The sequence below is a fragment of the Qipengyuania sp. JB2-7 genome (assembly GCF_055693485.1).
In genome coordinates this window covers 2,776,096-2,802,707 of record NZ_CM146335.1, presented here as the reverse complement: position 1 = coordinate 2,802,707, position 26,612 = coordinate 2,776,096, and the positions used below count along the sequence as shown (strand labels likewise).

26 protein-coding genes and 4 pseudogenes are annotated in these 26,612 nt (G+C 56.6%); 19 read left to right on the top strand and 11 right to left on the bottom strand.

The annotated features are described in order from the left end of the window. Positions 1-61 precede the first annotated feature (61 nt). Positions 62-2,027 (top strand): annotated as a pseudogene (ftsH, locus tag ACZ1GM_RS14100) (ATP-dependent zinc metalloprotease FtsH). A gap of 84 nt (positions 2,028-2,111) precedes the next feature. On the opposite strand, the gene ACZ1GM_RS14095 reads toward ftsH, so the two are convergent. Next, the gene (locus ACZ1GM_RS14095) at positions 2,112-3,242 is read right to left on the bottom strand and encodes a DUF3667 domain-containing protein (RefSeq protein ID WP_472677002.1); all 1,131 of its coding nucleotides are present in this window, start codon (positions 3,240-3,242) and stop codon (positions 2,112-2,114) included. A gap of 15 nt (positions 3,243-3,257) precedes the next feature. Here ACZ1GM_RS14095 and ACZ1GM_RS14090 point away from each other — a divergent pair, with 15 nt between their 5' ends. Continuing rightward, entirely contained in the window at positions 3,258-4,178 is a 921-nt protein-coding gene (locus ACZ1GM_RS14090; RefSeq protein ID WP_472677001.1) for a sterol desaturase family protein, read from the top strand. 11 nt (positions 4,179-4,189) lie between these two features. Here ACZ1GM_RS14090 and rpoZ read toward each other — a convergent pair whose 3' ends face one another. Beyond that, positions 4,190-4,534, bottom strand: coding sequence for a DNA-directed RNA polymerase subunit omega (gene rpoZ, locus ACZ1GM_RS14085; protein ID WP_472677000.1), 345 nt, complete (start codon positions 4,532-4,534; stop codon positions 4,190-4,192). Between the two features lie 104 nt (positions 4,535-4,638). Between rpoZ and ACZ1GM_RS14080 the strand changes: the two genes are divergently transcribed. Beyond that, positions 4,639-5,841, top strand: coding sequence for a phospholipase D-like domain-containing protein (locus ACZ1GM_RS14080; protein ID WP_472676999.1), 1,203 nt, complete (start codon positions 4,639-4,641; stop codon positions 5,839-5,841). 16 nt (positions 5,842-5,857) lie between these two features. Here the strand turns inward: ACZ1GM_RS14080 and ACZ1GM_RS14075 are convergent, their stop codons facing one another. Further along, on the bottom strand, positions 5,858-7,402 hold the full coding sequence (locus ACZ1GM_RS14075) for a replicative DNA helicase (protein WP_472676998.1): 1,545 nt from the start codon (positions 7,400-7,402) through the stop codon (positions 5,858-5,860). A 198-nt stretch (positions 7,403-7,600) separates the two neighbouring features. On the opposite strand from ACZ1GM_RS14075, the gene ACZ1GM_RS14070 reads away from it, so the two are divergent. The 3 genes from ACZ1GM_RS14070 (at position 7,601) to ACZ1GM_RS14060 (ending at position 9,411) form a co-directional block, all read left to right on the top strand. Beyond that, positions 7,601-8,107, top strand: a complete 507-nt coding sequence (locus ACZ1GM_RS14070) for a UPF0262 family protein (protein ID WP_472676997.1) — start codon at positions 7,601-7,603, stop codon at positions 8,105-8,107. A gap of 66 nt (positions 8,108-8,173) precedes the next feature. Beyond that, positions 8,174-8,836 (top strand): glycoside hydrolase family 25 protein, encoded by a 663-nt coding sequence (locus ACZ1GM_RS14065; RefSeq protein ID WP_472676996.1) that lies wholly within the window; start codon positions 8,174-8,176, stop codon positions 8,834-8,836. Positions 8,837-8,979: 143 nt separating this feature from the next. Continuing rightward, positions 8,980-9,411: a cytidine deaminase gene (locus ACZ1GM_RS14060; protein ID WP_472676995.1), complete on the top strand. Its 432-nt coding sequence runs from the start codon at positions 8,980-8,982 to the stop codon at positions 9,409-9,411. Positions 9,412-9,448: 37 nt separating this feature from the next. Here the strand turns inward: ACZ1GM_RS14060 and ACZ1GM_RS14055 are convergent. Beyond that, positions 9,449-10,580 (bottom strand): annotated as a pseudogene (locus ACZ1GM_RS14055) (M14 family metallopeptidase). Next, positions 10,577-11,179 (bottom strand): DUF4136 domain-containing protein, encoded by a 603-nt coding sequence (locus ACZ1GM_RS14050; protein WP_472676994.1) that lies wholly within the window; start codon positions 11,177-11,179, stop codon positions 10,577-10,579. Before ACZ1GM_RS14050 ends, ACZ1GM_RS14055 begins: the two are co-directional and overlap by 4 nt. Before the next feature lie 114 nt (positions 11,180-11,293). Between ACZ1GM_RS14050 and galE the strand changes: the two are divergent. The 3 genes and pseudogenes from galE (at position 11,294) to ACZ1GM_RS14035 (ending at position 13,280) form a co-directional block, all read left to right on the top strand. Beyond that, positions 11,294-12,308 (top strand): annotated as a pseudogene (galE, locus tag ACZ1GM_RS14045) (UDP-glucose 4-epimerase GalE). 119 nt (positions 12,309-12,427) lie between these two features. Beyond that, entirely contained in the window at positions 12,428-12,553 is a 126-nt protein-coding gene (ykgO, locus tag ACZ1GM_RS14040) for a type B 50S ribosomal protein L36 (protein ID WP_007165381.1), read from the top strand. Positions 12,554-12,665: 112 nt separating this feature from the next. Continuing rightward, positions 12,666-13,280, top strand: a complete 615-nt coding sequence (locus tag ACZ1GM_RS14035; protein WP_472678586.1) for an HAD family hydrolase — start codon at positions 12,666-12,668, stop codon at positions 13,278-13,280. 106 nt (positions 13,281-13,386) lie between these two features. Here the strand turns inward: ACZ1GM_RS14035 and ACZ1GM_RS14030 are convergent, their stop codons facing one another. After that, the gene (locus ACZ1GM_RS14030; RefSeq protein WP_472676993.1) at positions 13,387-13,728 is read right to left on the bottom strand and encodes a DUF8200 family protein; all 342 of its coding nucleotides are present in this window, start codon (positions 13,726-13,728) and stop codon (positions 13,387-13,389) included. A gap of 194 nt (positions 13,729-13,922) precedes the next feature. On the opposite strand from ACZ1GM_RS14030, the gene ACZ1GM_RS14025 reads away from it, so the two are divergent. After that, complete coding sequence (locus ACZ1GM_RS14025; RefSeq protein ID WP_472676992.1) at positions 13,923-14,462, top strand: winged helix-turn-helix transcriptional regulator; 540 nt, start codon at positions 13,923-13,925, stop codon at positions 14,460-14,462. 157 nt (positions 14,463-14,619) lie between these two features. On the opposite strand, the gene ACZ1GM_RS14020 is transcribed toward ACZ1GM_RS14025, so the two are convergent. Further along, a complete protein-coding gene (locus ACZ1GM_RS14020; RefSeq protein ID WP_472676991.1) occupies positions 14,620-15,294 on the bottom strand; it encodes a PEPxxWA-CTERM sorting domain-containing protein in 675 nt (224 codons plus the stop codon). Between the two features lie 230 nt (positions 15,295-15,524). Next, a pseudogene (locus ACZ1GM_RS14015) lies at positions 15,525-17,034 on the bottom strand (YifB family Mg chelatase-like AAA ATPase). 164 nt (positions 17,035-17,198) lie between these two features. On the opposite strand from ACZ1GM_RS14015, the gene ACZ1GM_RS14010 reads away from it, so the two are divergent. From ACZ1GM_RS14010 to yihA, 6 genes are all read left to right on the top strand, one after another. After that, positions 17,199-18,017: an alpha/beta hydrolase gene (locus ACZ1GM_RS14010; RefSeq protein ID WP_472676990.1), complete on the top strand. Its 819-nt coding sequence runs from the start codon at positions 17,199-17,201 to the stop codon at positions 18,015-18,017. Between the two features lie 141 nt (positions 18,018-18,158). Then, the gene (gene rpmH, locus ACZ1GM_RS14005) at positions 18,159-18,278 is read left to right on the top strand and encodes a 50S ribosomal protein L34 (RefSeq protein WP_472676989.1); all 120 of its coding nucleotides are present in this window, start codon (positions 18,159-18,161) and stop codon (positions 18,276-18,278) included. Positions 18,279-18,557: 279 nt separating this feature from the next. Then, positions 18,558-18,962, top strand: coding sequence for a ribonuclease P protein component (gene rnpA, locus ACZ1GM_RS14000; RefSeq protein WP_472678585.1), 405 nt, complete (start codon positions 18,558-18,560; stop codon positions 18,960-18,962). Then, the gene (gene yidD, locus ACZ1GM_RS13995) at positions 18,959-19,168 is read left to right on the top strand and encodes a membrane protein insertion efficiency factor YidD (RefSeq protein ID WP_472676988.1); all 210 of its coding nucleotides are present in this window, start codon (positions 18,959-18,961) and stop codon (positions 19,166-19,168) included. The genes rnpA and yidD overlap by 4 nt, the downstream gene beginning before the upstream one ends. An 80-nt stretch (positions 19,169-19,248) precedes the next feature. After that, entirely contained in the window at positions 19,249-21,015 is a 1,767-nt protein-coding gene (yidC, locus tag ACZ1GM_RS13990; RefSeq protein ID WP_472676987.1) for a membrane protein insertase YidC, read from the top strand. Beyond that, entirely contained in the window at positions 21,012-21,638 is a 627-nt protein-coding gene (gene yihA / locus ACZ1GM_RS13985; protein WP_472676986.1) for a ribosome biogenesis GTP-binding protein YihA/YsxC, read from the top strand. Before yidC ends, yihA begins: the two co-directional genes overlap by 4 nt. A gap of 335 nt (positions 21,639-21,973) precedes the next feature. On the opposite strand, the gene ACZ1GM_RS13980 is transcribed toward yihA, so the two are convergent. The 3 genes from ACZ1GM_RS13980 to ACZ1GM_RS13970 all read right to left on the bottom strand — a co-directional run bounded on the left by ACZ1GM_RS13980 (position 21,974) and on the right by ACZ1GM_RS13970 (position 23,143). Then, complete coding sequence (locus ACZ1GM_RS13980; protein WP_472676985.1) at positions 21,974-22,168, bottom strand: hypothetical protein; 195 nt, start codon at positions 22,166-22,168, stop codon at positions 21,974-21,976. Positions 22,169-22,243: 75 nt separating this feature from the next. Further along, a complete protein-coding gene (locus ACZ1GM_RS13975; protein ID WP_472676984.1) occupies positions 22,244-22,498 on the bottom strand; it encodes a cold-shock protein in 255 nt (84 codons plus the stop codon). A 225-nt stretch (positions 22,499-22,723) separates the two neighbouring features. Beyond that, positions 22,724-23,143: a VOC family protein gene (locus ACZ1GM_RS13970; protein WP_472676983.1), complete on the bottom strand. Its 420-nt coding sequence runs from the start codon at positions 23,141-23,143 to the stop codon at positions 22,724-22,726. Positions 23,144-23,272: 129 nt separating this feature from the next. Between ACZ1GM_RS13970 and ACZ1GM_RS13965 the strand changes: the two genes are divergently transcribed. The 3 genes from ACZ1GM_RS13965 to ACZ1GM_RS13955 are packed head-to-tail and all read left to right on the top strand — an operon-like array spanning position 23,273 to position 26,343. Next, positions 23,273-23,941 carry a glutathione S-transferase family protein gene (locus ACZ1GM_RS13965; protein WP_472676982.1) on the top strand — a complete coding sequence of 223 codons (669 nt, stop codon included), beginning with the start codon at positions 23,273-23,275 and terminating at the stop codon, positions 23,939-23,941. Positions 23,942-23,948: 7 nt separating this feature from the next. Further along, on the top strand, positions 23,949-25,085 hold the full coding sequence (gene dapE / locus ACZ1GM_RS13960; protein ID WP_472676981.1) for a succinyl-diaminopimelate desuccinylase: 1,137 nt from the start codon (positions 23,949-23,951) through the stop codon (positions 25,083-25,085). A 10-nt stretch (positions 25,086-25,095) separates the two neighbouring features. Continuing rightward, positions 25,096-26,343 (top strand): dicarboxylate/amino acid:cation symporter, encoded by a 1,248-nt coding sequence (locus tag ACZ1GM_RS13955; protein WP_472676980.1) that lies wholly within the window; start codon positions 25,096-25,098, stop codon positions 26,341-26,343. The last annotated feature ends 269 nt before the right edge of the window (positions 26,344-26,612 follow it).

Sequence of the window (26,612 nt, the reverse complement as noted above, 5' to 3'; positions counted from 1 at the left end):
TGTCAACTTGCCATTCACCCCGGCGACCCTACATTAGCCCTCACGAAAGGACTAAGTGCTCATGAGTGACCAGAATCAGCCCGGCGATCCGCAGGAGCAAGGCCCGAATCCGTGGATTAAGAGCCTCCTGATCTGGGGCGGTGTGTTTCTCGCATTGTTGGTAACTGTGTCTGCCTTCGGTGGCGGGCAGCAGCCGGCTGGTGAGCAGATGCGCTATTCAGAGTTCCGTGATAAAGTTGCGGAAGGCACTGTGAAAGACGTCCAGATTGCGGAAGATCAGATTACGGGCACGCTGACGAATGGCGACACATTCTCCACTGTGCCGGTAGCCAGTGACAGCACGTTGCCAGCTCTGTTGGAAGAAAATGGCGTGCCATATTCGGGTGCTGAGAAAGAGGAAATGGGCGTCCTCACCTATGTTTTGATCCAGTCCCTGCCGTTCATTCTGATCTTGGGCATCGCGTTTTTTGCGCTGCGTCAGGTTCAGAAGGGTGGCGGCGCAGGCGGTGCCATGGGCTTTGGCAAATCGAAAGCCAAGATGCTTACCGAGCGTTCCGGCAAAGTCACATTCGACGACGTCGCTGGTATCGATGAGGCGCGCGAAGAGTTGGAAGAAGTTGTCGAGTTTCTGAAAGACCCGCAGCGTTTCTCAAAACTTGGCGGACAGATACCCAAGGGCGCACTGCTCGTTGGTTCGCCGGGTACAGGTAAGACGCTGCTCGCGCGCGCAATTGCGGGTGAAGCCGGTGTGCCGTTCTTTACCATCTCAGGTTCTGACTTTGTTGAAATGTTTGTCGGCGTCGGCGCGAGCCGCGTGCGCGACATGTTCGAACAGGCAAAGAAAAACGCACCCTGCATCGTCTTCATTGACGAGATTGATGCGGTTGGCCGCTCTCGTGGCCACGGTCTCGGCAACTCCAACGATGAACGCGAGCAGACTTTGAACCAGCTGCTGGTTGAGATGGACGGGTTTGAAGCCAATGAAGGCATCATCATCGTCGCTGCAACCAACCGCCCCGATGTTCTTGACCCTGCGCTGCTGCGGCCCGGGCGTTTCGACCGTCAGGTTGTGGTGCCTGTGCCGGACATCGACGTACCGCGAAAAAATCCTCGAAGTTCATATGAAGAAAGTACCGCTGGCACCCGATGTGAACAGCCGTACGATTGCGCGCGGTACACCGGGCTTCTCTGGTGCTGATCTCGCCAACCTTGTGAACGAAGCTGCACTGCTGGCCGCGCGCCGTAACAAGCGCTTGGTCGCTATGCAGGAGTTCGAGGACGCTAAGGACAAGGTCATGATGGGTGCGGAACGCCGCTCCATGGTCATGACTGAGGATGAGAAGAAGATGACTGCCTATCATGAGGCGGGCCATGCTCTCGTCAGTCTGAATGAACCGGCGTCTGATCCGATTCACAAGGCGACAATCATTCCGCGCGGTCGCGCTTTAGGTATGGTGATGCGCCTGCCAGAGCGGGATAATTACTCTTATCACCGCGACAAAATGCACGCGAACCTTGCGGTTGCCATGGGCGGTCGTGTGGCTGAAGAGATCATTTTCGGTCACGACAAGGTCTCGAGTGGTGCGTCCGGCGACATTCAGTATGCCACTGACCTTGCGCGCAACATGGTCACCAAATGGGGCATGTCGGACAAGCTCGGTCCTCTCCAATATGAGGAAAGCCAGGAAGGCTACCTCGGCATGGGTCAGAGCGCGCGGATTATGCGAGGTGCAGAGACCAACCGTTTGGTCGATGCCGAGATCAAAGATTTGGTCGAAGGCGGCCTGAAGCGCGCGCGTGATGTGCTCACCGAACAGGAAGACAAGCTTCACCTGCTAGCACAAGCTATGCTTGAGTATGAAACGCTGACCGGCGACGAAATCGACCAGCTTATGAACGACGGCAAGATTGATCGTCCCGATGAACCGCGTGGCCCCAAAATTGCCAAGCCCATCCATGGCTCAGCCATACCAAAAGCCGGCAAGAAATTCGGCGGAGAAGGCGGAGCTGCCCCGCAGGGAGCTTAGCAGCTTACCGTTTGTGCCAGAATGGCAAAGGAAAGGGCGCTCAATTTGGGCGTCCTTTTCGCTGCGCGCTTTTGAGAGCTCTTGCTAGAAAGCGCCCAGCGCAATTAGCAGCCATAGGAACAGCGACAGTACGATGAACACGACGATATTGGTGAGCAGGAACGTGCGAACCAATGCGCCAGCACGGCTGAGCTCATACGTATGTTTGAGTTGCTTGTAGATATGGATCGGTGGGATGAAGATGGCCGCCAACGCGATTAGGGGTGTCGCCGCTCCGCTCGCATGGGCGATAGATAATGCTACGAACAACAGTGACATAAATGACAATGAATAGGTCACAAAAATCGCATGGTCATAGGCGCGGAAGCGCCGTCTCCAAAAGAAGAGTAACCAAACGAAAGGGATCGACAGCGGGATGAGCATCCAGCTGAATTTATAACTGTTATTCTGAAGCTTGTAGAGCATCAGACCTGGGTTTTCCCGCCACTTCTTGACAATGTTGTCGTCAATCCACGGGATGCCGGTGCCCGAAATGCCGAGTGTGGAAAGACCGCCGCCGCTCGAGATATTGTTCTCTGCCATTGTAAGTCCTGCAAGCGCCTGCTGCGCATCGACAATACGCTGCTCGGCTACCTCACGTTCCGGATCATCGGTATCAAGTGCCTCGAAATTTGTCTGTGCCTCTTCAAGATCCGCCTGCGTTTCAGCACGTATCTCTGCGATGCCGGCCTTGATAGTGTCTTCGCTGTTGATCTGTGTCGGCGGGGTTAGACCAATCGCCTGAAAGACCGCAAACATCAGAAAGACACTGAACAGAAACAATGCGATCGGCGATACAAACCGGGCTCTCTCACCGTCGATATACCGCCGAGTTAGCTTGCCGGGCTTGAACAGAAGTTTCGGCAAAGTGCGCCATGTCTTGCCATCAAAATGCAGCGCGCCGTGTAGGATGTCATGCACAAACGCACCGATCGTGCGATGCAAATGCGCCTTTTGCCCGCAAGAATGGCAATGCGCACCGATCAGCTCAGTCCCGCAGTTGAGGCAGCTTTGTTCGGCGAAGTGCCCCTTCACAATATCTGTCGTGATCGGCGAGCGTTGACCTTTCTGGCGCATAGCGTCCTTTTTGGCTTTGGCCGCGTTTCGTTTGCTGACTGCCTTCGCCAGCAAGCCGCCCTCTGCCACGGTACCGATTGCTTCGCCAATATCGCTCATTGATGATCCCTCATAGTGGCGAGTTATATCGGTAATACGGCTATGCGCAATGCGCGCGTTAATCCTGGCCTTGTATCACTGAGCGGTCATGCCAATGTGGAGGGCATGCAATTTGATCCAGCGGAATATGGCCTATTAGGCATTGGCGCGATGGCGGCGGTATTTCTGCTGTTCGCACTGCTGGAGCTGGTCGTGCCACACCGTCGATCGAAACATTCGAAGACGCGGCGCTGGGTGACCAATCTGGCGCTGTTCGCTCTCGATACGGCGCTCGTGCGTCTGCTGATCCCGCTGCTTATGGTCGGGGCTGCTATGGTGGCGGAGCAGCGGGGATGGGGCTTGCTCAACCTCGTTAGCCTACCGGTCTGGGTCGAATTCGTGATCGCGTTTCTATTGCTCGATCTGATCATCTATTTTCAGCATTGGGTGACACATCGCGTGCCGTTTTTGTGGCGACTTCACAAGGTTCATCATGCCGATCCCGATTTTGACATAACGACTGCGGCACGTTTCCACCCAATCGAAATTATGGCGTCGATGCTTTACAAAATGGCATGTGTGATCGTTATCGGGCCAGCGGCGCTGGCGGTTTTTGTGTTTGAGATTGTGTTCAACGCCGCGACCATTTTCACACATGCGAATTTGGGCCTGCCGCCGCGCATTGATCGGATCGTCCGCAAGCTCTTCGTTACGCCCGATATGCATCGGATTCATCACTCGGTTCATCGCCAAGAGAGCGATAGTAACTATGGAACTTTGCTGAGTATCTGGGATCGCATCTTCGGCACGTATAGCGATGCCTCGCGCGACGGCAGGCAGGGCATCACCATCGGGATGCCTGATTATCAGGACAGCCGACCAACGGGGTTAGGTTTTAGTCTGTTGCTGCCGTTCGAAAACGAACGACCTGCGCCTGAAGTCTCCGAGGCGGACTAGGTCGCCTTAGACTAGCCTTCGAAGTCAGCGCCGATTGATGTCGAGCGGGTCGGTGCCGATGCTGTGATCCGCAATGCTTCGGCGGACTGGCTCAGAGAGCTTACCTCATCTGCATCTTCCTCATCATCGGGAAGGATTTTCTGCAGATTGGTAACGGCTGCTTCTTGCAGATCCTTGGGCCGGATCGTCTGCTCAGCGATTTCGCGCAGGGCGACAACCGGGTTCTTGTCACGGTCGCGTTCAAGGGTCAGTTCTGCACCGCCGGAAATTTCGCGAGCACGCTGAGCGGCCAGCAAAACCAGGTCAAAACGGTTAGGAACTTTATCTACGCAATCTTCGACTGTAACGCGCGCCATTAAGCACTCCAATAAATCCGAGCATTTCGGGGAAATGGGCAAATAGGCGCGCTAAGGGAACGAGTCAAGGAATCGTGATTGGTGAATACAGTGAGTGAAGCAGAGTGACAAAGCCGTCGCAAGACCCGGTGGAAGCAGGCATAAAGCCTGCCGACCGTGCGTTCGCGCATGCAGAGCCTTTCAAGGCGAAAAGCCATGGTCACGAGCTGCTCTTCATGCCTGATGGCGTTCACCGCTTCGATGCCTTGCTGGAACTGATTGAGAGTGCGCAAAGATCGCTGCACCTGTTTTATTATATGTTTCAGGATGATGATGCCGGGCGAACCGTGCGTGACGCATTGGTAGAGGCTGCTAAGCGCGGTGTGTCGGTTGAGCTAATCGTTGACCGTTTTGGAACCGACGCGGGAGAAACGTTCTTCCAGCCCCTGCAGGCGGTCGGAGGTCGCTTTGCCATTTTCAACCCCCGCTGGGGCCGCCGATACATGATCCGCAACCATCAAAAAATGACGATTGCCGATGAGAAAACAGCCATTGTAGGTGGTTTCAACATTTCGGAACATTATTTTAAGCCGCCTGAGGAGAATGGCTGGTGTGATTTAGGCGTTCTGATCAAGGGGCCAGTCGTTGATCGTCTGATCGACTGGTACGGACAAATTGCTGATTGGGCCAACAGCCCAGACCAACGATATCGCGCGGTGCGATCAATGGTGCGAGAATGGGATCCGGGTGATGGGCCGGTCGAGCTATTGGTGGGCGGCCCGACGGCAGCGCCCAGCAATTGGGCCCGACAGGTCAAGGCGGATCTACGTACGGCCACGCGGCTTGATCTTGTAATGGCGTACTTTTCTCCGCCGCGCAGCTTCCGCCGTCTTATCCGGCGTATCGCGAAGCGTGGCAATGCGCGGCTTGTCATGGCAGGCAGAACCGACAATCTGGCGACTGTTGGCGCAGCGCGAGCGACCTACGGCTCGTTGCTGCGAAAGGGCGCGCAGATCTATGAGTTTCAGCCCTGCAAGCTGCACATGAAGCTGTTGGTGATTGACGATGCTGTATATTTCGGCAGCGCGAATTTTGATCATCGCTCAATCCGATTGAATCTGGAATTGATGTTTCGGTTTGAAGATCCCGATTTGGCGGCGCAAGTGCGCGACTTTATCGATAGTCTCGCCGATGCGTCCGAGCATGTTACCTATGATGTGCATTGCCAGCGGCGGGGCTTCTTCTCAAAGCTGCGATGGTGGGCGGGATGGTTCCTGGTGACTACGCTGGACTATACAGTCACGCGGCGGTTGAATGCTGGGATGTAGCTCGGCTGCCGCGAGCTTAGCCTTCGCCCCAGTCTGAATAGTCGCGCTTGCTAGGGCTGGTAAACTTGGTGATCTCGGCCTGGAAGTGCAATGGCACATTGCCGGTGGAACCGTGACGTTGTTTGGCAACGATCAGCGTCGCCTTGTTGCGCAGTTCCAGATAGCGTTCTTCCCAGATACGGTATTTTTCCTGAACGTCCGCGCTGCTTTCCGCGCCTGGGAAATCAGGCCGCGATGCTTCGTGATAATAATCTGCGCGATAAATGAACCAGACCATATCAGCGTCCTGCTCAATCGAGCCGGATTCCCGCAAGTCGGACAACATCGGGCGTTTGTCTTCGCGCTGCTCAACCGCACGGCTGAGCTGAGAGAGGGCGATCACAGGCACGTTCAGTTCTTTTGCCAGCGTCTTGAGACCTCGGCTGATCTCAGAAATTTCATTAACGCGGTTATCCTGCGCCCGCCCCGATCCCTGGAGCAATTGCAGGTAATCGACCACGATCAGGCCGATATCGTGACGTCGTTTCAAGCGTCTTGCCCGCGTGCGCAGCGCGGCGATTGTTAGAGCTGGGGTGTCATCAATAAACAGCGGCAGTTCGGCGAGCTTCTGGCTCGCAAAAGACAGCTTTTGGAACTCTTCTCGCGTGATCTTACCTGATCGCAGATTTTCAGACGTGATTTCAGCCTGCTCTGCCAGAATACGCGTTGCAAGCTGGTCCGCGCTCATCTCCAGGCTAAAGAATGCAACCGCCCCGCCATAGTTAAATGGTCCGCCTTCGCGTTGATGTTCCAGATGGGCTTCTGCGCAATTGAACGCGATATTCGTGGCGAGCGAGGTTTTGCCCATACCAGGGCGGCCAGCAAGGATGATGAGGTCTGACTCATGCAAACCGGCGGTCTTTTCATCGATTGAGGCCAGACCCGATGTCTTTCCGGAGAGACCACCATCAGAGTTCATGGCGGCTTCGGCCATTTTCAGCGCGGCAAGCGACGCCGTGCGGAAATCAGTTTCTGACGCATCGCCAGTGGCACCCTCAGCCACTTTGAACAAATCCGCTTCCGCAGCCGCGATCTGTTCCATCGGTTCCAGCGTTTCGGACGTGTCAAGCGCACCCTCCACCAGATTGCGGCCAACGCTGACCAGCTCACGAAGCAGCGCCAGATCGTAAATCTGGCTCGCCAATTCGCGCGGGTTCAACAATCCCTGCCCATCTGCGGTGAGCCGCGCCAGATAGGTGGTTCCTCCCAATTGCGAGAGCGCTTCATCCCCTTCGAAGTAAGGCTTAAGCGTTACTGGCGTGGCCAGCGCGTTGCGATCAATCAGCGTGATTGCGCGTTCGTAAATGCGTTGATGCAGTGGCTCGAAAAAGTGCTCAGGCCGGATCGGGATTTGCAATTCCTCGATCACCTTATTGTCGATCAGCACCGCACCAAGAAAGGCCGCCTCTGCCTCAACGTTAGACGGCAACGTACGACCAGCATCGCCTGCACTAAGGCCATGCTGCTTTGCTTCGTTAGCAGTCGAATCATCGGGGCGGATCATGAGATCGTCTTCGGACATCCGGCCCTAATGGGCTACACACTGTGCCTCGACAAGCTGTCAAATCATCAATCTTTTTTGGCAGGCTTGTGGATAGCGTGGAAAGAGTTGAAGGGCGCTGGTGGCCAGGCATAACCACGCAAAATTCACAAAAAAATGACAGCCAGTGCAGGCTGGGCTTGCAGCGCCCATGCCGCGTCTGCGAAAGCGGGTGCCAGCATGAGCGAATCCGCCACACCCTCCGCCGACGCATACCGTATTGCCGCGATCGAGCTCGACGAGCAGACGATCATTTGGCGCAATGCGGATATTGAGCAAGAGCGGCGGGTCGCGATCTTCGATCTCATTGAGGAAAATACGTTCAAGCCTCTGAAATCGGTCGAGCGCGGTGTCACCGGGCCTTACAATTTGAAACTCGGTGTGATTGATGGTCGGCTGGCGCTCAGGATTGCTGACACGAGCGGCGAGGTTGCCGAGGAACTGATTCTTGGATTGGCGCGTTTTCGCCGACCCATCCGAGAATATTTCGCTATTTGTGACAGCTACTATCAGGCGATCCGCAAGGCTACGCCTGCGGAAATCGAGACGATCGATATGGCGCGGCGCGGAATTCACAACAACGCCGCTGAACTTCTCCTGGAACGGCTCGAAGGGAAAATCGAAACTGACTTCGCCACGGCGCGGCGACTTTTCACGCTGATCTGCGTGCTACATATCAAGGGCTAGAGACGAGTGGCGCGCAGAAAGACCGGCCGTAAAAGGAAGCAACGCGGGGCGGGGTGGGGCACCCGCATGCTGGCATTTCTACTGCTGATTGGTTTGATGGCCGCTGGATGGGCCTGGTGGGAAGGGCAACGCTGGCAGCCCGATGAAGCGCAATGGCCCGATCAAGGCGCGCTGATTGCAGATGAAGATGGTCCGGTGAATTTCCAGACGTTGAAAGGTCTGGGTGCTGGCTTTGCATATCTCGAGGCGAGCTTGGGTGCGAATGATCAGGATGGTCGATTTGCGGACAATTTCGCCGCAGCGCGCGATGTCGCTCTACCAATCGGTGCTGTGCACGTTTTCGACCCCTGCACACTGGCAGACCAGCAGTCCGCGAATTTCGTGACGGTTGTGCCACGTGATGCCAATTTGCTGCCCCCGGCCATTGCATTGCGCGAGACGGGTGAGAACTGCCCTGACCGGGTGACGCGTGCTGCCATTCAAAGCGAGATGATGACGTTGATCAATCAGATTGAGGCGCATTCAGGAAAGCCTGTGATCTTGGCCATCGATCGCGATTTCGAGGAACGTTTTCGAATTGCCACGCGGATTGAGCGCAATTTGTGGCTCAGTGAAAACTGGCTTGAGCCGACCTATGGCGGGCGCCCGTGGACGCTATGGACTGCGAATGACAGCCTTCGCACAGAAGCCGCTGACGATCCGCTATCCTGGGTGGTTGTGCGCCCGTGACGCCACCTCAAAACCCGTTCATACTGAGCTTGTCGAAGCATCGCATTTGGATGTAGTGGCGCTGCGAAGAGCAAGAACGGTACCGTAGGGCTTGCAGCCCACCTGCGGTTTCGACAGGCTCAGGGCGAACGGAAACTGCGTAGATGAACCAAACCGACCTAATTACCGCCGCACGCGATGCCGCGACGCATTCTTACTCGCCCTATTCCGATTACGCCGTGGGAGCGGCATTGTTGTTTGAAGACGGCACTGTGGTGACAGGCACAAACATTGAAAATGCAAGCTACGGGCTGGCTTTGTGCGCCGAGACGGTGGCTGTCTCTAAAGCAATGGCAGATGGTCGGCGGGGTGGCCTGACCGCAGTGGCCGTGACCGGCCCCAAAGACAAAGGCGGCGGTGCGCCGATAACCCCGTGCGGTCGCTGTCGTCAGGTGTTGAATGAGCTTGCGCAGTTAGGCGGTACTGATCCGGATGTTCACTGTGTCGGGGTTGCCGATGATGGGTCTGACACGGTTAAAACTGTGAAGCTCTCTGCGTTGCTTCCCGCCGCGTTTGGACCTGCGAACCTGGGGTAAGGTAGTCGTTCTAAAGAACTGGCCACCTGCGCCGAACTCAACCTTCCAACCATTCCAGCAGCGCGCCCATACAGTCGCGGCCCAATTGTTTAGATCGTTCCGGTGACCACCCTTGCTCTGGTTCTGAGCTCTTGGGGTTGTCTTTGTACGGCATTTCCAATGTCATCGCGGTCGCGCCATAGCGCTCTGCGACCTGATTGGTGCTGATGGTCAGGTTGGCCTTTCCGTACCGCGGATTTAGGATAGCCAAGCTCGGTCTGGAAATCAGGCGTACGGCGGTCGAGAATACGCTGATAGCGATAGAAGCTCTCGCCCAACTCGTCAGTCCAGCTGGGTATGCCTTCAAACCCCGCGAGGAAGGCAACAGGGATCGCTTCATCGCCGTGGACATCCATCGCGAAATCAACGCCCGTCTCGTCCATGGCATTGCGGATTGCGACGACTTCTGGCGATTTTTCAGCGCTTGGATCGGCCCATTCACGATTGAGGTTGGTGCCCACGCCGTTTACGCGCAAATTTCCTCTGCGCGATCCATCAGGATTGCAATTGGGCACGATATGGAATGTGCAATGCTGGCGCAGTAACCGCCCGACGCTGTCCGTTGGATCGGTCAGCACTTCCAATGCCCCTTCCATCCACCATTCGGCCTGCGTTTCGCCGGGGTGCTGGCGGGCATATAGCCACACGCTCTTGTCACCTTTGCCGATAGAGAGATAGTCGATTGGCTGGCCATCCAGCGTTGTGCCCAGTGTTCGGTGCGACACACCTTCACACGCCGCAGCTTCAGACACCAAGTCGTGATGCCGCTCCATTGAATAAGGCGCGAAATACGCGAACCAGACAATATCGCTTGCCGGCGTGTAACGAATGGTCAGCGCGCCATCGTCTGTATCTTTGTTGAAGCTTGACTGGGCCCGACCCCAAAATTCGCGATCTTCCGATACGCATGCGTCATAGCCTGGCCATCCGCCGGGATAGGCGCTTTCATTCAGGCCGATAATGGTGAGTTCCAGTTCGCGCCCAGCGGCACCAGACACTCTGAAATGAAACCACTGTTTGAATTCGGCATTGTCATCGAGAGGGATTGCAAGCTTTGCTGTCGTACCATTGATCGACAGAACTTCTATGTTGCCGCTGTCAAAATTGGCATCAATCCGAATATCGCTCACTCGCTTACCTCTACGCTAACCGTTTCCCCATCGTTGCCGGGGAATTCCCGGAACAATGCTGAGGCGACCGTTTGCGCATTGGCCGCGCCTTGTGCAAGCGAAGACTTCTCACTGACCGCAAAATCAGCACGTCCTTCCCAAAGAGTTACGCCGCTTGTCTTGTCGCGGATCGTGACGGACAGTTCTGTGCCGAGTTTCGGCCCACTATTGCCGCCGCCCAGATTGATCCCAACGCCAAGACCCACGCCAGAGCCATAGCTGCCGGTTGAGCCGCCTACGCCGACGCTCACCGGGCCGCGACGTCGCTGGCCATTGTCGAGCACATATCGTTCCACGCTGACCTCTGCGACCTGAGCAGCCTCACTGTTAGAGGTTTCGGCATAGCCCAATGCTGAAAGTTCTTGCGCCACAGCCGTACGATAGGGCGCATCTTCGAGTGAACGGTCCGAGGTTGCCTTTGCCGAAACGAATATAGTTCCATTGCCGAGTTGCCCCGATTGCTGCGGAGCAACAAATCGCGTGACCTCGACGGGGCCTGGGGCGGTGGCGCAGGCCGAGAGAGTTAATGCGACGCTTGCGGCGAGAGCTGGGCGGATCATGGTGCGGTTCCTTGTTTACTTGGCGGGCACACTGTGTCCCACGATGCCAATATACATGAGATTTACCAATTCAGTCATTTAATCCCGTAACATGGCTGTGCTAGCGCAGCCCATATGAACGCAATCACACAATGTCCGGTTCTGGTCACTGGCGGTGCCGGTTATATCGGCAGTCATGCAGTGCTCGCTTTGAAAGATGCGGGCTGGGACGTATCCATCATCGATAATCTGACCACGGGCTTTCGTTTCGCGGTCCCCGATGACGTACCGTTATATGAGGGCGATATTGCCGACGCAGATTTGCTGTCGCGTATTTTCGCTGAGCGCAAGATCGGCGCGATCATGCATTTCGCCGGCTCAATTGTGGTGCCAGAATCGGTTGAGAAGCCGCTTGAATATTATGAAAACAATACGGTCAAAAGCCGCGCGCTGATGGCGGCGGTACGTGAAGGCTGGTGTGCCGCATTTCATTTTTAGCTCAACCGCGGCGACATATGGCATGCCGGATGAGGCAACGGTGCGCGAAGAGACCCCAACTGTGCCGATCAATCCTTACGGTTGGTCGAAACTGATGACAGAGCAGATGCTGGCAGACAGTGCGGCAGCTCACCCGATGAATTATTGCGCCTTGCGGTATTTCAATGTGGCAGGGGCTGACCCGGAAGGACGCACAGGCCAGTCAACCGCTGGCGCGACGCATCTGATCAAGGTCGCCTGCGAAGCGGCCACCGGCAAGCGCAGTCATGTGTCTGTCTACGGTACTGATTATGACACGCCGGATGGCACCGGAGTGCGCGACTATATTCATGTCAGCGATTTAGCTGCAGCGCATGTGCTCGCGCTTGAGGCGCTGCTTCAGCAGCCTGATCGGTCAATGGTCATGAATTGCGGATATGGGCGCGGCTTTTCTGTGCTTGAGGTGCTCGATGCTGTCGACGGCGTCACGAATGCGACCATTGAGCGCAGGATGGAGCCACGGCGTGCGGGTGATTCCGGTTCGTTAGTGTCTGATCCATCAAAGATTCGCAAAACACTCCCGTGGCAGCCGAAATACGCTGATCTCGACAAGATTGTGACTCATGCGCTGCAATGGGAGCGGCGCCTTTCAGAGATACGTAACGAATCTTGACCTATCGGGGGTTCGTGGCTATCTGGCCCCCAGAAAACGACGCGTCGGGGCGTTCCTCGGCGCGTATTTATTTGCAGAAAACTTTTTTACAGAACCCTTTTGATCGGGCGAGAATAACCATGAAGATCCGCAACAGCCTTAAATCGCTCAAAAATCGCCACCGCGATTGCCGCGTGATTCGTCGCCGCGGGCGCACATATGTCATCAACAAGACCAATCGTCGTTTCAAGGCTCGTCAGGGCTAGCGCGATTATGGCGACTCGCTACGGGTCGTGATTTCTGGTTTTTGTGAGAACGGCCCGGCTTCTTATGGGAAGCGCGGGCCTTTTCTGTTTGTGAGTTGGTGGCATCGGTATGATGGATAGTAGAATCGAAGCAGTGGTATTCGATGTAGGACGGGTATTGTTCCAATGGCAATTGCGGGCATTATTTGAAAAGCTGATTGATGATGCGGATCAGCTGGAATTCGTCCTCAACACCGTGATCACCGAGGAATGGCATTTTCAACACGATGCCGGACGCCCACTGATTGATATGGTGCCTGAGCGTAAAGCGCTATTCCCGGACTATGCCGATGTGATTGATGCGTATGCGACACGGTTCAACGAGACGGTGCCTGGACCTGTTCCGGGGAGCCTAGAGATAGTGCACGAGCTGCACGCACGCGGTACGCCGTTGTTCGCGATCACCAATTTCGGGGCGGAATTTTGGGATGTTTTTTGTCCGACTCAGCCGATTTTTGAGTTGTTCCGGGATATCGTCGTATCCGGTAAGGAATGCCTGGTTAAGCCTGATCCGGAAATTTACGCGCTGGCTGCCGAGCGTTTTGGATATGAACCATCAGCAATGCTGTTCATTGATGACAATGTAGCCAACATTGATGCGGCGCGCGATTGTGGCTGGCATGGGCACCACTTTGCTGATGCAAAAACGCTCCGCCAAGACCTGCAAAGCCGCGATCTGCTGCGCTGAGTCATTTCGACTACGTTCAAGAAAAAAGCCTCCGGTGGGGGAACCGGAGGCTTTGAGGAGAGCCACCTGATGGAGAGAGGTGGGCTTCAGAAAGAGTGTTGGTGGCTCAGCTGTTGCAGCGGGCCAGCTTATCGTCCGCGAGGATTTTGCCCTTGGCAGCGAAGCTAGCGATTTCGCCGACCTCGCGCTGAAGCTCGCGGCACACACGGATCGGGCGACTGTTGCCCTTCGCCGCGACACACATTGTGCCCTTGCAGCTCCAAGCAACACCGCCAGCAATTGCGCGTTTTTCAGAAGCGGGCTGAGCGAGTTCAGCCTTGTAGAAGATCTTGTGATCATTGGCGGCTGCTGGGGCCGGGGCGAGTACCGTGGTGAAGGTCATCGCGGTCAGAAGTGCAGCGACACTTAGAGACCAGACGCGGGTGATGCGGGGGAGAGAGATCGTCATCTAGTTTATCCTTCTATGGGGTTGCAGGTATTTCAGATATTTCAGATCGGCTTGCATTCGTCGCAATTGAGTTGCAAATAACAACCAGTTGCGAATCGCTACCTATGTGATTAGGTTTTCAGTTGCAACTAAAAACTGAAACTTTTTTGCAGATCGCGATTTTCGCGCTACAAAGGTTTCAGGAAAGGACTGTTATGGGCGATATTAGAGAGCCGCTGCGCGAGCTAAGCGACTGCGGACTTGCGAGTGCGTTGGAAGTCATGGGCGAGCGTTGGAGCTTCATGATCCTGCGCGCCAGTTTCAATGGCCTGCATCACTTTGAGGAGTTTCTGAGTGAGCTGGGTATTGCGCGAAACATCCTGTCTAACCGCCTCGCCAAATTGGTCGAGCACGAAATTCTCGCCCGGCAACCGATGGCCGAGGACAAGCGCAAGATTGAGTATCGTCTGACGCCCAAAGGTTTTGATCTGCTGCCAGCAATGCTGGCGCTGCGCCAATGGGGCGAGAAATACGACGCTGAGGTCGTTGAGAACCCGGTTCTGGTCGATGAGCAAGATCGCCTGCCATTAGGGCCGATTTCTATTCGCGCACATGATGGCCGCGTGCTCACGCATGAAGATCTACGACTGGTCGATCAAAGCCAGCTGGGAATCCGCGAGGATGGCAGCATTGCCAAACTTGCAGGCGACGCAGACGGCAAAGCACAGGTCGTTTCCCTTTCCAGCCGCCGCTGACTTCGGGACACCTCTTAAGGGCTCTCGCCTGTTTGAAGGTTTAACCTAGCGCGCAAAAACGCCCCGCTTTTGATAGCGGGGCGTCTAGCTTCCCTCTTTCGGGAAAGATGGGCCAGTCCCGCCGACCATTGAAACGGGACTAGCCAATTTTTTCAGATCAGTTGTAAGCGACCCGCATGCGTGACTGGCGCTTGTTCGACCGCATCGCGCCTGCAACCGCACCGAAGCCGAGGATCATCATCAACCATGTGCTGGGCTCTGGCACAGCGGTGAGATTGAAGTTGATGTCCCAGTGAGCGTTTTGCCCCTCGACGTTGAGCCATGACGAACCGCCAAACTCATTCGCGTTCTTCGCATTGGCGCCGAGGCCGTATTGAAACAGCGTATTTGAAGCGAATGCAGGGTCGTTGATGTTGAATACGTCACCGTCGATGGTGATCGTGCCAGACATGCCAGAGAAGAAATCGACATCATTGATGTCATTCTCGGCATCATAAACCGCGCCGCCTTCTTTCTTGTAAGCGAAGGCCGTGCCGAATGTCGTCTCAAGAAAATTGCTGAGAGACAGATCGAGCGTTGCAACTGCGCCGCTACCGTTGATCGCGGTACCGGTAAATGTTCCGGTTCCAGTATCGGTATCCACCACGAACAGAACGTCGTTCTGGAATGAATAGTATCGGTCAGAGCCAACGTTGAACTGATTAGTCCAAAGTCCGTGCGAACCGCCGGTGTAATTTGACGCGTTGAATGTCAGGATTTCGGCTTGCGCCGGCGCAGCGGTTGCCAGTGATGCAGCGCCTGCCAGCGCTGTAAGAGCGAGTGTCTTTTTCATTGTTGCCCCCAATAGAGCTTGAAGTGGATCTGAGCCTCAAATTTGCATCAGCAAGACGACCAGCTCGCTGCACAACAACTCAGGGTTGTTTCGGTGATTTTCGGAATAGGATATTTTAACGCCGTGCTCCATCGTGCTGGAGCCGCTGTCCCATATCGGGAACATCGATTTTACATCCGTAAATTGATGTTACGCGGCACTCGTCAAAGAGCTGCCCTCGCCCGTCCTGACTATGCGCGCGGCGGCTGCCTACGATAACTCAGCGCCTCGGCAATATGGACCCTGCCAACCTGTTCCGCCTCCGCCAAATCCGCAATGGTCCGGGCGACTCTCAGCATCCTGGTATAGCTGCGGGCACTCAGGCGCATCGTATCGGCTGCCTGCATTAATAACGCACGGCCAGCCTCATCAGGCGCGGCAAACTCATCAAGCGCATCGCCCGCAAGGTCTGCATTTGTGCGCACCCCGGTGTGCTCTTGGCGGCTTGACTGAATCGCGCGGGCCCACCGTACGCGGGCTGCGACTTCTTGGCTTCCTTCCTCGGCTGGGGGCAGAGCAAGGTCGGCGGCGCTTACTGGATCAACCTCAACATGCAAATCAATCCGGTCGAGCATCGGACCCGAAACCTTTGACTGATAATCTGCTGCACAGCGCGGGGCGCGGCTGCACGCCAAGGCTGGGTCGCCAAGGTGACCACAGCGACACGGGTTCATCGCTGCCACCAGTTGAACATTGGCGGGAAAGCTCACATGCGCATTTGCCCGAGCGACATCGACGGTGCCCGTTTCGAGCGGCTGTCGTAGCGAATCAAGAACCGCCCGCTGGAACTCTGGCAACTCGTCGAGAAACAGCACACCCAAATGGGCCAGACTGACTTCGCCCGGTTTCACTCTTAATCCGCCGCCCGTCAGCGCCGCCATTGAGGCGGAGTGATGCGGCGCACGAAACGGGCGGGCGCGGCTGATCGCGCCCCCTTCGAGCAAGCCTGCAACCGATTGCACCATACTGGCCTCAAGAGCCTCTGGCGGCGTCAATTCAGGCAGAATACCGGGCAGGCATGATGCGAGAAGAGACTTGCCTGCACCCGGAGGGCCAATCATCAGCATATTGTGACCGCCTGCTGCGGCTATCTCGAGCGCGCGTTTAGCCGTTTCTTGCCCGCGCACCTGCTTTAGATCAGGCCCCGGTGCAGCCTGCTCTACTTTGCCTTTCGGCGGCGGTGGCAATTGCTGCGTCCCCTTAAGATGATTAAGCAGGCTGGCCAGATCGGGTGCCGCACAAATCGGGACGTCGCTTGCCCATTGTGCCTCACTTCCCTGTTCAGCTGGACAGATCAGCCCAGCCTCAGCCTCACTTGCGTGCAAGGCCGCAAGCAACACGCCCGGTGAGCCGACTATGCGTGCGTCGAGCGAGAGCTCGCCTACCGCGATCCAATCGTTAAGCTGCTCAGCATCGGTCACACCCATCGCCGCCAAAAGAGCCAGCGCCACAGGCAGATCGTAATGCGATCCTTCTTTCGGCAAATCGGCAGGTGACAGGTTTATCGTGATCTCGCTTGGGCGGCAGGGCCAGCCCCATAGAGGCGAGGGCCGCGCGAACGCGCTCCTTGCTTTCACCCACGGCCTTATCCGCCAGGCCGACGATATTGAATTTGGGCAGGCCCGGGGCGATTGAGCACTGCACCTCGACCGCGCGCGCCTCCAACCCAAGATAAGCGACGGTGCGAACCAGTGCGACCACAATACCCCCAATAGCGTGTGAACGAATATTGCAAACTTTGCCCGCAATACTTGGCCGTGTCGATACAAGATTAAACAAATCCAAAGGGCGATCGCGCCAAATTTACGCGTTTTTAAGGACGCGTCTTTGGAGGTTGGCAAGGCGAGGCTGGCAATCCAAGCCTCATGTTTCGTCATGGCTCTCTTGCGCTAATTGCTGGATGTGCGGTTTTCGCCGCGCCTGCTGCTGCGCAGGATATGCACATCGCACCTGACTATTCTGGCGGCGGGCCGGTTCTCTTTCTAGAGATGCCGAGCGACCTTCCAACGTGGCAGGCTGATGATGCGTCAGTTACCTATTCGACGGTTGCACCTGCTCCGCGACCAGCGGCAAGGCTCGTTCAAACCCGGGCGATCAATTACAACTATGGTATCGCTGATTACGGGCCGTTCCGCGTGATCGATGATACGCGGATCGCGCTGATCGGAGAGACGGACCGGAATAGCCCCCAATGGTTTGCGCAGCTTCAGCACGATTTCCCCGGCATCACGCAGCTTGATATGGTTGAGTGTCCCGGCACACGTGATGACATCGCCAATCTGCAACTTGGCCGCATGATTCGCGATGCGGGGCTCAACACATATGTTCCGGCGATCGGTTCGGTGCGCTCGGGCGCAGTTGAACTTTTCCTCGCGGGGGCACGTCGTCAGATTGAAGACGGGGCGGAATTCGCGGTGCACAGCTGGCGGGATGATCAGGGGCGCGAAGCCGATGATTTCTCCATGACTGCTCCGGAAAATCGCAAATATCTCGACTATTACCGCGCTATGGGCATGGACGAGGCGCAAGCGCGCGATTTTTACGCCATGACCAATTCCGTGCCGCATTATCGTGCCCGCTGGATGAATGCTGGCGAAATGCGCCAATGGAATGGGTTTGGTGATGCTCTGCCAAATTTCGCTCATGCAGAAACGGATTTTACGGGCGTGATCGGCCAGATGTGAGTGCGCGTGAATTGCTTGACTGATCGCGAGGCTTCGCTTAAGCGCGCGCTTCGTAATTGGCGGTCGCCTGATTAGGCGGCCTTTTTTGTTAGAGTGTCTTGGTGAACAAGCGCTCGCGAACTTACTATTGAGGATATTCCGATGAAGCGGACATTCCAGCCTTCCAACCTGGTGCGTAAGCGCCGTCACGGTTTCTTCGCTCGCAAAGCGACGCCAGGTGGCCGTAACGTACTACGTGCACGTCGCAACCGCGGTACGTAAGAACCTCTGCGCGTAGTTTTTTAGCCTCAAGCGCCGGCGGCTGCGTCCGCAGCCTTAGGCTTCCGCGCCAGTGGGCGCGACGGGCACTTGCCCTTGCGGACTCCCAATGGGAGTCCGTTTCTTGTTTGGCACTTGTTGAAACGGTGCGAAGCACCGCAAGGCCGACTGGCCGCCCACAGCGACGCGATCTTTGATCGTGTGAGCGAGGACATCGCAAGCGCGGAGGCGTTTGCGGAAAACAAAAAGACTCCGCGTGCATATCACGTTACCGTTGCGACAATGACCAAACCGATCTCTGTGATGCGCAAGCGTGCTGATTTTCTCGCGGCGAATCGCGGGCTACGTGTCGCGCGACCGGGCTTTGTCCTGCTGGCTCAGCCAAACGGCGGTTCTGGCAAACGCTATGGCATAACCGTGACCAAAAAGATTGGTAACGCCGTGGTTCGCAACCGAATCAAGCGACGTTTCCGTGAGCTGTTGCGTGATGCTCTTCCAAAGAAAGGATTGGCTGATCACGATCATGTGCTGATCGGGCGTGATGCGGGGCTGACGCGCGATTTTGCCCTGCTTCAAGAGGATTTGGTCCAGGCTCTGGCCCGTGCGGCTGACGGGAAGGGCGACAAAAGACGACGCAACCGCCAATCACGCCCCAGTAAACCCACCGCGCACAAGCCCATCAAATGAAGTACCCGCTGATCTGGATTGCCCGCGCATGGCAATGGGGCCCAAGCCGTATTTTGCCGCCTACATGTCGGTTCGCGCCATCCTGCAGCCAATATGCGATTGAGGCGCTCCACAAACATGGTGCAATCAAGGGTGGATGGTTGGCGATGAAGCGTATATTGCGCTGCCACCCTTGGGGCGGGCATGGGCACGATCCGGTACCGTAATCGCCTCAAGCTGTCTTGATTACCTAATACACCTGCCTATATCCGCCACTTGGATCCGAGCGAAATCACGGAAATCTATCTTGCAAAATCAGCGTAATCTTCTGCTTGCCGTTGCTTTGTCATTCCTCCTGTTGATCGGGTGGGATGCCTTGATGGGGTATCTCTATCCGGCCCCACCGCAGAGTGCTCAGACGGCGGAGCAAACGACAGATTCGGCCATTGAGGGCGCGACGACGGCGACCGCTGCTGGTGCGACTGAGCTGGCTGGGGCAGCCAACGCTGGCGAGGAGCCTGTCGACTTGTCGAGCGCGCTGGCTAACCCGGAGCGTGTGAGGATCGAGGCACCGCGCCTGACCGGCTCAATCAATCTGGCCACTGGCGCAATCGATGATATCGAGCTTATCGACTATAATGAGACCACTGATGATGACAGCGGACAGGTGCGTCTGTTCGCGCCGCAAGGCACGCCGGAGCAGCACTTTGCCGAGTTCGGATTTCTGCTGAATGGCACGCGGCAAGAGGGTGGCGCTTGGCAGGCAAACGCCGAAACGTTGACACCGGAAAACCCGGTCACACTTACTCGCGCAGGTGCCGATGGCATCACAACCAGTGTGACGCTGTCGATCGATGACCAATACATGCTGACCGCTGAGCAGCGCGTTGCCAACACCGGCGACGGCGCAGCGGTGGCGCAACCATTTGCGACTATCAGCCGATCCTCGCGCAATGCGACCGTTGATCAGTGGATCGCGCATTCCGGCCCGATGGGCGTGTTCGGCGATGCGGCGAATTACGATTACGATTACGACGATGTGGAGGAAGCTGGCACGGTAACGCCAGATGGTGCCGCGGCTTGGCTTGGCTTCACTGATACCTATTGGTTGTCCGCTCTGGTGCCTGAAAAGGGCGCAGCGGCGAGCACAGACTTCCGTTCGTTGGGCAATGAACAGTTCCGCTCCGACGTGATTTACGAGCCGATCACGATTCCATCAGGCCAGGCGGTCACGCGCACGACTCAGTTGTTCGTTGGGGCGAAGGAAAGCGCGCTCCTCGATACGTATGAGGACGGCGGGATCGCCAAATTCGGCCTGGCCATCGATTGGGGTTGGTTCCGCTGGTTTGAAAAGCCGATGCTGTGGCTGCTCAATCAGTTTTATGATTTCGTCGGCAATTTCGGGGTTGCAATCATCCTGCTGACGGTTGTTGTTCGCGGGCTCCTCTTCCCCATTGCGCAAAAACAATTTGCCTCCATGGCTGGCATGAAAGCGGTTCAGCCGCGCATGAAAGAGATTCAAGACAAGCACAAAGACGACAAGCTGAAAGCCCAGCAGGAGATGCAGAAGCTCTTCAAGGAAGAGGGCGTCAATCCGCTGGCGGGTTGTCTGCCGCTGATCGTGCAGATCCCGATCTTCTTCGCGCTGTACAAGGTGCTCTACCTTGCGATTGAGATGCGTCATCGCCCATTCTTGTGGGTCAGTGACTTGTCCGCGCCAGATCCGGCAAAGATCCTCAATCTGTTTGGCCTGCTGCCATTCGATCCGCCAAGCTTCCTTGGCATCGGTGTGCTGGCAGTTGGTCTGGGTGTGACGATGTGGCTGACCTTCAAGCTGAACCCCAGCGCAATGGACCCCGTGCAACAACAGATTTTCAACATCATGCCATGGGTACTGATGTTCGTGATGGCACCGTTTGCCGCTGGTCTGCTGGTCTACTGGAACGTCAGCAACATCCTGACACTGGCGCAGCAGAAATATCTCTACTCCAAACATCCGCAGCTGAAGGCAGCGATGGAGAAAGAGAAGGCGGAGAAGGTTAAAGCGGCAGAAGCTGCGAAAGCGGACGGATGAGTACGCGCGCCAATCGGCTGTTCTCCGACCGCGTGGAGTTTCTGCTCTCCGCGCCGCAGCTGAAGTTCCTGCCAGAGCCGGACTATCCCGAGATCGCCTTTTGTGGGCGCTCCAATGTCGGCAAGAGCTCGCTATTGAACGCGCTGACCAAGCGCCGCGCAATTGCGCGCACATCAGTGACGCCGGGCCGCACGCAGGAGCTGAATTTCTTCGAGGTTGGCGACCCGACCCAGTTCCGGCTGGTCGATATGCCCGGTTATGGCTTCGCCAAGGCGCCAGTGAAGGTGGTCGAGCGCTGGAAGAACCTGGTGAAGACGTACCTTCGCGGGCGCGCAGTGCTGGAGCGGACGCTGGTTCTGGTCGATAGCCGCCATGGGCTGAAAGATGTCGACCGCGAGATGATGACCATGCTTGATGAGGCTGCGGCGAGCTACCGCGTGGTCCTGACCAAAGCTGACAAGATCAAGGCCAGCGAGCTGGAGAAGACGCTCGCGAAGGTCACCGAAGAAGCCCGCAAGCACCCCGCTGCCTTTCCTGAAATCCACGTGACTAGCGCGGAAAAGGGCATGGGCATCGGCGAACTCCGCGCAGCTGTGATGAAGGATGCGCTAAGGTTGGAGTGAATGGCACAGGTGAAATCTTTGGATCGAAAGCGGACACTCTGAGCTATATACATACATGTGATTTTTTGCGACGCGGTTCGAAAATGAACGCCGCTGTCCATCGCCAATGGCGCTTCTGGTACGACTCTCACTTACCTGACTGGCGGCCAAGTTCTGCCAAGGCGTCGTCAAGCCCGGAGTATGAATATGGTCCGACTTTATAGTGGACCGAGGTTACAGCGGTGATCCCTTCCGGAAGCAAGGCTGGAGGATCCGGTTTCAAAGAGCCGCTTTCACTTTCCCATTCGCTGGTTCCAGGTTGCTCGGGAGTTGCTGCTGTTGGCACAATTCTCACGTCATGCACCGATATGATCGGGGTGACGCGTGTCACGCGGCCAGCCCAGACTGCACAGGCCATTCGCCTGCCGCCACTCTGCAATCCGCTTCGCGCGCCGTCCCAGCAGATCGACGGCCTCCTTGCGCTCTTCAGTCGAACCCGAGCGGTCGACCTTCATCGCCGCAAGCTGGTGATCGAAAAGAAACTGATTCATCGGCATAGGAAAATCCTTGCGAGAGGGATTGAGCGGGAGCCGGGAGCATTGAAACCCCCGGCCTTGCTGTGGGCGTTAGCCTTGCTGATTGCTGGCTTGTTCTTTCTGATTCTGGCCGTCGCCCTGCTGGTGCTGCAACTTCACGGCGCTCTTCTTGCCGCCGTCGACCTCGCTGGTTTCATAACTGAAACGCTGATCGATTTTCGGCACTTGACCTTCCTGCTGTAGGTCCGCCTTCTTGAATCGGATTGCGTCGCCGCCCTTCTCTGGGGTGATCGAGCCAGTGCCCATGCTGCTGTCGTAACTCTTGATTTTGCCATAATGTGTCATGTGTCATTCCTTCGAACGAGTGTGCAGCGCGCCAGAAGTGACCCGGCTGCGACTAAGAGGCGGAACTGAAGGAAAGGGCTCCCGATCGTGGAAGCGGAGACCGTCGATTGCGACTGGTAGCTTAGTCTTAAGTGGTTACGGTAGGCCACGGTTACAACCGTACCATCGAATTATATGTGCCATTGAGAATGCCTGCAATCCGGGTCTAGGCGAAATTTCTTCGCGCTAATTCGCAAAAATCATCCCATCATCGGCAAAGGCTTTCATCTCGATTGCGTTGCCGCTGGGGTCGCGGAAGAACATCGTGGCCTGCTCGCCCGGTTTGCCTTTGAAGCGCACTGTTGGCTCCATCACAAACTCCGTCCCCGCATCGCGGAGCCGATCCGCCAGCGCCTTCCAATCCTCCATAGTCAGCACGATGCCGAAATGCGGCACAGGTACGCCATGTCCGTCAACATGATTGCTGGCGGTGTCTTGCGAGCGCTCCGGTGCGAGATGCGCCACAATCTGATGCCCGCGAAAATCAAAATCGATCCATTGATCTGAACTACGCCCTTCTGCGCAGCCCATCACGCCGCCGTAAAACGCGCGTGCCTCGTCAAGGTCATGAACAGGAAAAGCGAGGTGGAACGGGCGCAGTGTCATGGGTTCTTACATATCAGCGCTATCAAGACCCGAAAACCACCATGACCCTGAAAAGCACCTTGTTCAGCCTCGACAGCGTAACTGTGAACACCTACTGCGCGAATGACAGGTGAAAGGTGGATCGCTCACATGAAGCTCATTATCGGTAACAAGAACTATTCCAGCTGGTCTTTGCGCGGCTGGCTTGCCGCAAAACAGTCGGGCGTTGGCTTTGAAGAGATCATCACCCCGCTGTTTGGCGAGCATTGGGATGAGCGGCGCGAGACCGAGAACCTCCAGCCCAGTTTCGGCAAGGTTCCTATCCTGTGGGACGGCGACAATGTCGTTTGGGATAGCCTCGCGATCATGGAATATTTTGCGGACCGGGTTGGGCGGGATCGCTATTGGCCCAAGGATGCAACCGCGCGCGGCATGGCCCGGTCCATGGTGGCCGAAATGCACAGCTCTTATGCGGCGCTGCGCAGCGAATGCCCTATGAATATCCGCCGCAAGTTTGAAGGCGCAAAGCTGTCGCCCGCGTGTCAGGAAGACATTGTGCGTGTGCTCGGCCTGTGGGCAGAGGCACGCTCTCGCTTTGGTTCAGGCGGACCATTTCTGTTCGGCACATTCGGTGCGGCGGACATTTTCTATGCCCCGGTGGTCAGCCGCCTGATCAGCTATCAGGTTGCAGTGCCGGGCTTCGCCGCCGCGTACATGCAGGCCATCTGGGAACATGACTGGATGCAGGAATGGGTCAAAGCCTCTGAGGAAGAGGAATGGGTGATAGAGCAATATGAGGTCACTCCTCAGAATGGGTGAGGCGGAAATGACTGACACTCTTTCGCTTGCTAAACAGCTGATTGCTGCGCCCAGCGTCACGCCCGCGACCGGCGCGGTGTTTGACGCAATGGAAGCGATGCTGACGCCGCTAGGCTTCGACGTGCATCGCTTTGTGGCTGGCGACGGCGCGGAAGGCACGCCAGAGGCCCCGGTTGAGAACCTGTTTGCTATTCGGCGCGGACCAGAGGGATCAAAGCACCTTGCCTTTGCGGGCCATCTTGATGTTGTCCCGCCCGGCGCAGGCTGGACCAGCGATGCGTTCGAGCCAGAAGAACGCGGCGAGCTGCTCTATGGTCGCGGCGCGGTCGATATGAAGGGCTCTATTGCGAGTATGGTTGCAGCGGTCGCCGATGTGCCAGCTGATGCGGGCACGATCAGTTTTATCATCACGGGCGATGAAGAGGGCCCAGCGCTGTTCGGCACGCGAGCGCTGATCGATTATATGCGCGAACAGGACATTCAGCCCGATTTGTGCCTTGTCGGTGAACCCACCAGCGTCAATCAACTGGGCGATATGATGAAGATTGGGCGGCGCGGCTCGGTCAATATCTGGCTGGAGGTTGAGGGGACGCAGGGGCATGTCGCTTACCCGCATCTGGCCGATAATCCACTTCCGAAGCTCACCGCAATTCTGGCTGAACTGGACGCGCTAACACTCGACACCGGTACCGAATGGTTTCAGCCCTCCAATCTGGAGATCACGCATATCGAAGCGGTGAACGCGGCGCACAATGTGATCCCCGCACGGGCCGAGGCGCGCATTTCGATCCGCTTTAATGATCTGCATACGGGGCAATCGCTGTCCGATCGCGTGATTGCGATTGCCGAACGGCATGGGGGCACAGCCAAGCCGATCATTTCGGGTGAGCCTTTCCTCACGCCTCCTGGCGAATTCTCCGACATCATCGCGGCGGCGATCACCGCAGAAACTGGGCTTGAGCCAGAGCGGTCAACAACCGGCGGCACATCCGATGCACGGTTCCTGCGTGCGGTGTGCCCGGTGATTGAGTTTGGCCTTTGCAATGCGACCATGCATAAACGCGATGAGGCGGTGGCGATCGATGATCTCGATCGGTTGGCGCGCATCTATTCCAGCGTGGCGAAAGCTTCGCTGAAGCTTTGAGAGGGATTTGATGCTGAGTAAATGGTTTGCCATTCCGCTTTGGCAGCGGGTGATCGGGGCATTGATCCTGGGTGTGGCGCTGGGCCTCTATTGGGGACCAGAGGCGGAAAGCATCAAGTGGATTGGCGACTTCTTTATCAAGTCGATCAAGATGCTGGTTGTACCGCTGATCTTTTTCAGCCTTGTGTCCGGCGTCGCGGCAATTGGCGATCTGCGCAAGCTCGGTGCAGTGGGCGGCCGGGCGATGATCCTGTTCCTTGTCAGCGGGCAAATCGCGGTATGGCTCGGGCTCGCGCTGGGCACTGGCGCGGTCAATCTTGGTCTGTTCCCGAGCAAGGAAGAGCTCGGCACGCCGGAAGTCGCCACGCCCGAACCCAATGAAACCACCGCCGTTGATATGATCCTCTCCATCGTCCCGGAAAGCCCGGTGCAGGTGATGGCAGACGTGGCGGTGTTGCCGCTCATCGTCTTCTCCATGCTGATCGGCATTGGCATCTTGATGGCCAAGGAAGAGGGCGAGCCGGTTCAGAAGATTTTCGATAGCGGCGCGGTCATCATGCAGAAGGTCACGATGATCGTGATGGAGCTGACCCCGTTTGGCGTCTTCGCGCTGATGGCATGGGTGGCGGGCACGCTGGGCGTTGATGCATTAAAGGCTTTGAGCTGGCTGGTCGTCCTCAATTATGCGGGCTGCCTGCTAATTATCGGCGTGATGTATTCGGCGATGATAAAGCTGATCGCGAAGCTACCGGTGATCGATTATTTCCGCGGTATCGTGGATGCGATTGCGGTCAGCTATTCCACCGCCAGCTCCAATGCGACCCTGCCGGTCACCTTGCGCTGTGTGCGGCGCAATCTGGGCGTCAGCAATTCGGTGGCGAGTTTTGTGGTCAGCCTCGGCGCGACGATCAATATGAACGGCACCGCGATGTATCTCGGCCTTGCGACGCTGTTTGGTGCGAGCATTTTCGGCGTTGACCTGACTTGGGGGCAGTACTTCCTGATCTCGATTCTAGCGACGCTGGGTGCGATTGGCGCAGCGGGCATTCCGGGGGCGGGACTCATCATGATGGCGCTGGTGTTTGGCGCGGTTGGCGTTCCGCTGGAAACGATTGCGTTTGTCGCGGGCGTTGACCGGATCATGGATATGATGCGTACAACAACGAATGTTTCAGGTGATGCGGCGGTCGCGACGACCGTGGCAAGCATGACCGGCGAAATCGACCGGGCCGAAATGATCAGCGCGGATGATGTTTAGGGGCATGAACGATGCGAAAAGCGACGATTATTCTTGCTGCAACTGTGCTGGTCTCCTGCGGGCAACCAGAGGGCGAAGGTCATCAATACCCCACCAGTGAAGACTCAGTGTCATTAGCAGACTCGGACATGGTTAAGCTCCCAGACCTGCAAGATGAAGACCGTGTGCGCATTTGCCGTGCCGGACATGGTCACTCGGTTGGCCGAGACCCAAAAGACATGACTGCAACTTTTCAGAGCGACCTTGTTCGCCTTGCTTATACGAGAGAT

Excerpts from the sequence above, each read along its gene's own strand:
- ACZ1GM_RS14095 (WP_472677002.1), bottom strand. The coding sequence starts at position 3,242 with ATGAGCGATATTGGCGAAGCAATCGGTACCGTGGCAGAGGGCGGCTTG.
- rpoZ (WP_472677000.1), bottom strand. The coding sequence starts at position 4,534 with ATGGCGCGCGTTACAGTCGAAGATTGCGTAGATAAAGTTCCTAACCGT.
- ACZ1GM_RS14075 (WP_472676998.1), bottom strand. The coding sequence starts at position 7,402 with ATGTCCGAAGACGATCTCATGATCCGCCCCGATGATTCGACTGCTAAC.
- ACZ1GM_RS14070 (WP_472676997.1), top strand. The coding sequence starts at position 7,601 with ATGAGCGAATCCGCCACACCCTCCGCCGACGCATACCGTATTGCCGCG.
- ACZ1GM_RS14065 (WP_472676996.1), top strand. The coding sequence starts at position 8,174 with ATGCTGGCATTTCTACTGCTGATTGGTTTGATGGCCGCTGGATGGGCC.
- ACZ1GM_RS14060 (WP_472676995.1), top strand. The coding sequence starts at position 8,980 with ATGAACCAAACCGACCTAATTACCGCCGCACGCGATGCCGCGACGCAT.
- ACZ1GM_RS14050 (WP_472676994.1), bottom strand. The coding sequence starts at position 11,179 with ATGATCCGCCCAGCTCTCGCCGCAAGCGTCGCATTAACTCTCTCGGCC.
- ykgO (WP_007165381.1), top strand. The coding sequence starts at position 12,428 with ATGAAGATCCGCAACAGCCTTAAATCGCTCAAAAATCGCCACCGCGAT.
- ACZ1GM_RS14035 (WP_472678586.1), top strand. The coding sequence starts at position 12,666 with ATGGATAGTAGAATCGAAGCAGTGGTATTCGATGTAGGACGGGTATTG.
- ACZ1GM_RS14030 (WP_472676993.1), bottom strand. The coding sequence starts at position 13,728 with ATGACGATCTCTCTCCCCCGCATCACCCGCGTCTGGTCTCTAAGTGTC.
- ACZ1GM_RS14025 (WP_472676992.1), top strand. The coding sequence starts at position 13,923 with ATGGGCGATATTAGAGAGCCGCTGCGCGAGCTAAGCGACTGCGGACTT.
- ACZ1GM_RS14020 (WP_472676991.1), bottom strand. The coding sequence starts at position 15,294 with ATGAAAAAGACACTCGCTCTTACAGCGCTGGCAGGCGCTGCATCACTG.
- ACZ1GM_RS14010 (WP_472676990.1), top strand. The coding sequence starts at position 17,199 with ATGTTTCGTCATGGCTCTCTTGCGCTAATTGCTGGATGTGCGGTTTTC.
- rpmH (WP_472676989.1), top strand. The coding sequence starts at position 18,159 with ATGAAGCGGACATTCCAGCCTTCCAACCTGGTGCGTAAGCGCCGTCAC.
- rnpA (WP_472678585.1), top strand. The coding sequence starts at position 18,558 with ATGACCAAACCGATCTCTGTGATGCGCAAGCGTGCTGATTTTCTCGCG.
- yidD (WP_472676988.1), top strand. The coding sequence starts at position 18,959 with ATGAAGTACCCGCTGATCTGGATTGCCCGCGCATGGCAATGGGGCCCA.
- yihA (WP_472676986.1), top strand. The coding sequence starts at position 21,012 with ATGAGTACGCGCGCCAATCGGCTGTTCTCCGACCGCGTGGAGTTTCTG.
- ACZ1GM_RS13980 (WP_472676985.1), bottom strand. The coding sequence starts at position 22,168 with ATGAATCAGTTTCTTTTCGATCACCAGCTTGCGGCGATGAAGGTCGAC.
- ACZ1GM_RS13975 (WP_472676984.1), bottom strand. The coding sequence starts at position 22,498 with ATGACACATTATGGCAAAATCAAGAGTTACGACAGCAGCATGGGCACT.
- ACZ1GM_RS13970 (WP_472676983.1), bottom strand. The coding sequence starts at position 23,143 with ATGACACTGCGCCCGTTCCACCTCGCTTTTCCTGTTCATGACCTTGAC.
- ACZ1GM_RS13965 (WP_472676982.1), top strand. The coding sequence starts at position 23,273 with ATGAAGCTCATTATCGGTAACAAGAACTATTCCAGCTGGTCTTTGCGC.
- dapE (WP_472676981.1), top strand. The coding sequence starts at position 23,949 with ATGACTGACACTCTTTCGCTTGCTAAACAGCTGATTGCTGCGCCCAGC.
- ACZ1GM_RS13955 (WP_472676980.1), top strand. The coding sequence starts at position 25,096 with ATGCTGAGTAAATGGTTTGCCATTCCGCTTTGGCAGCGGGTGATCGGG.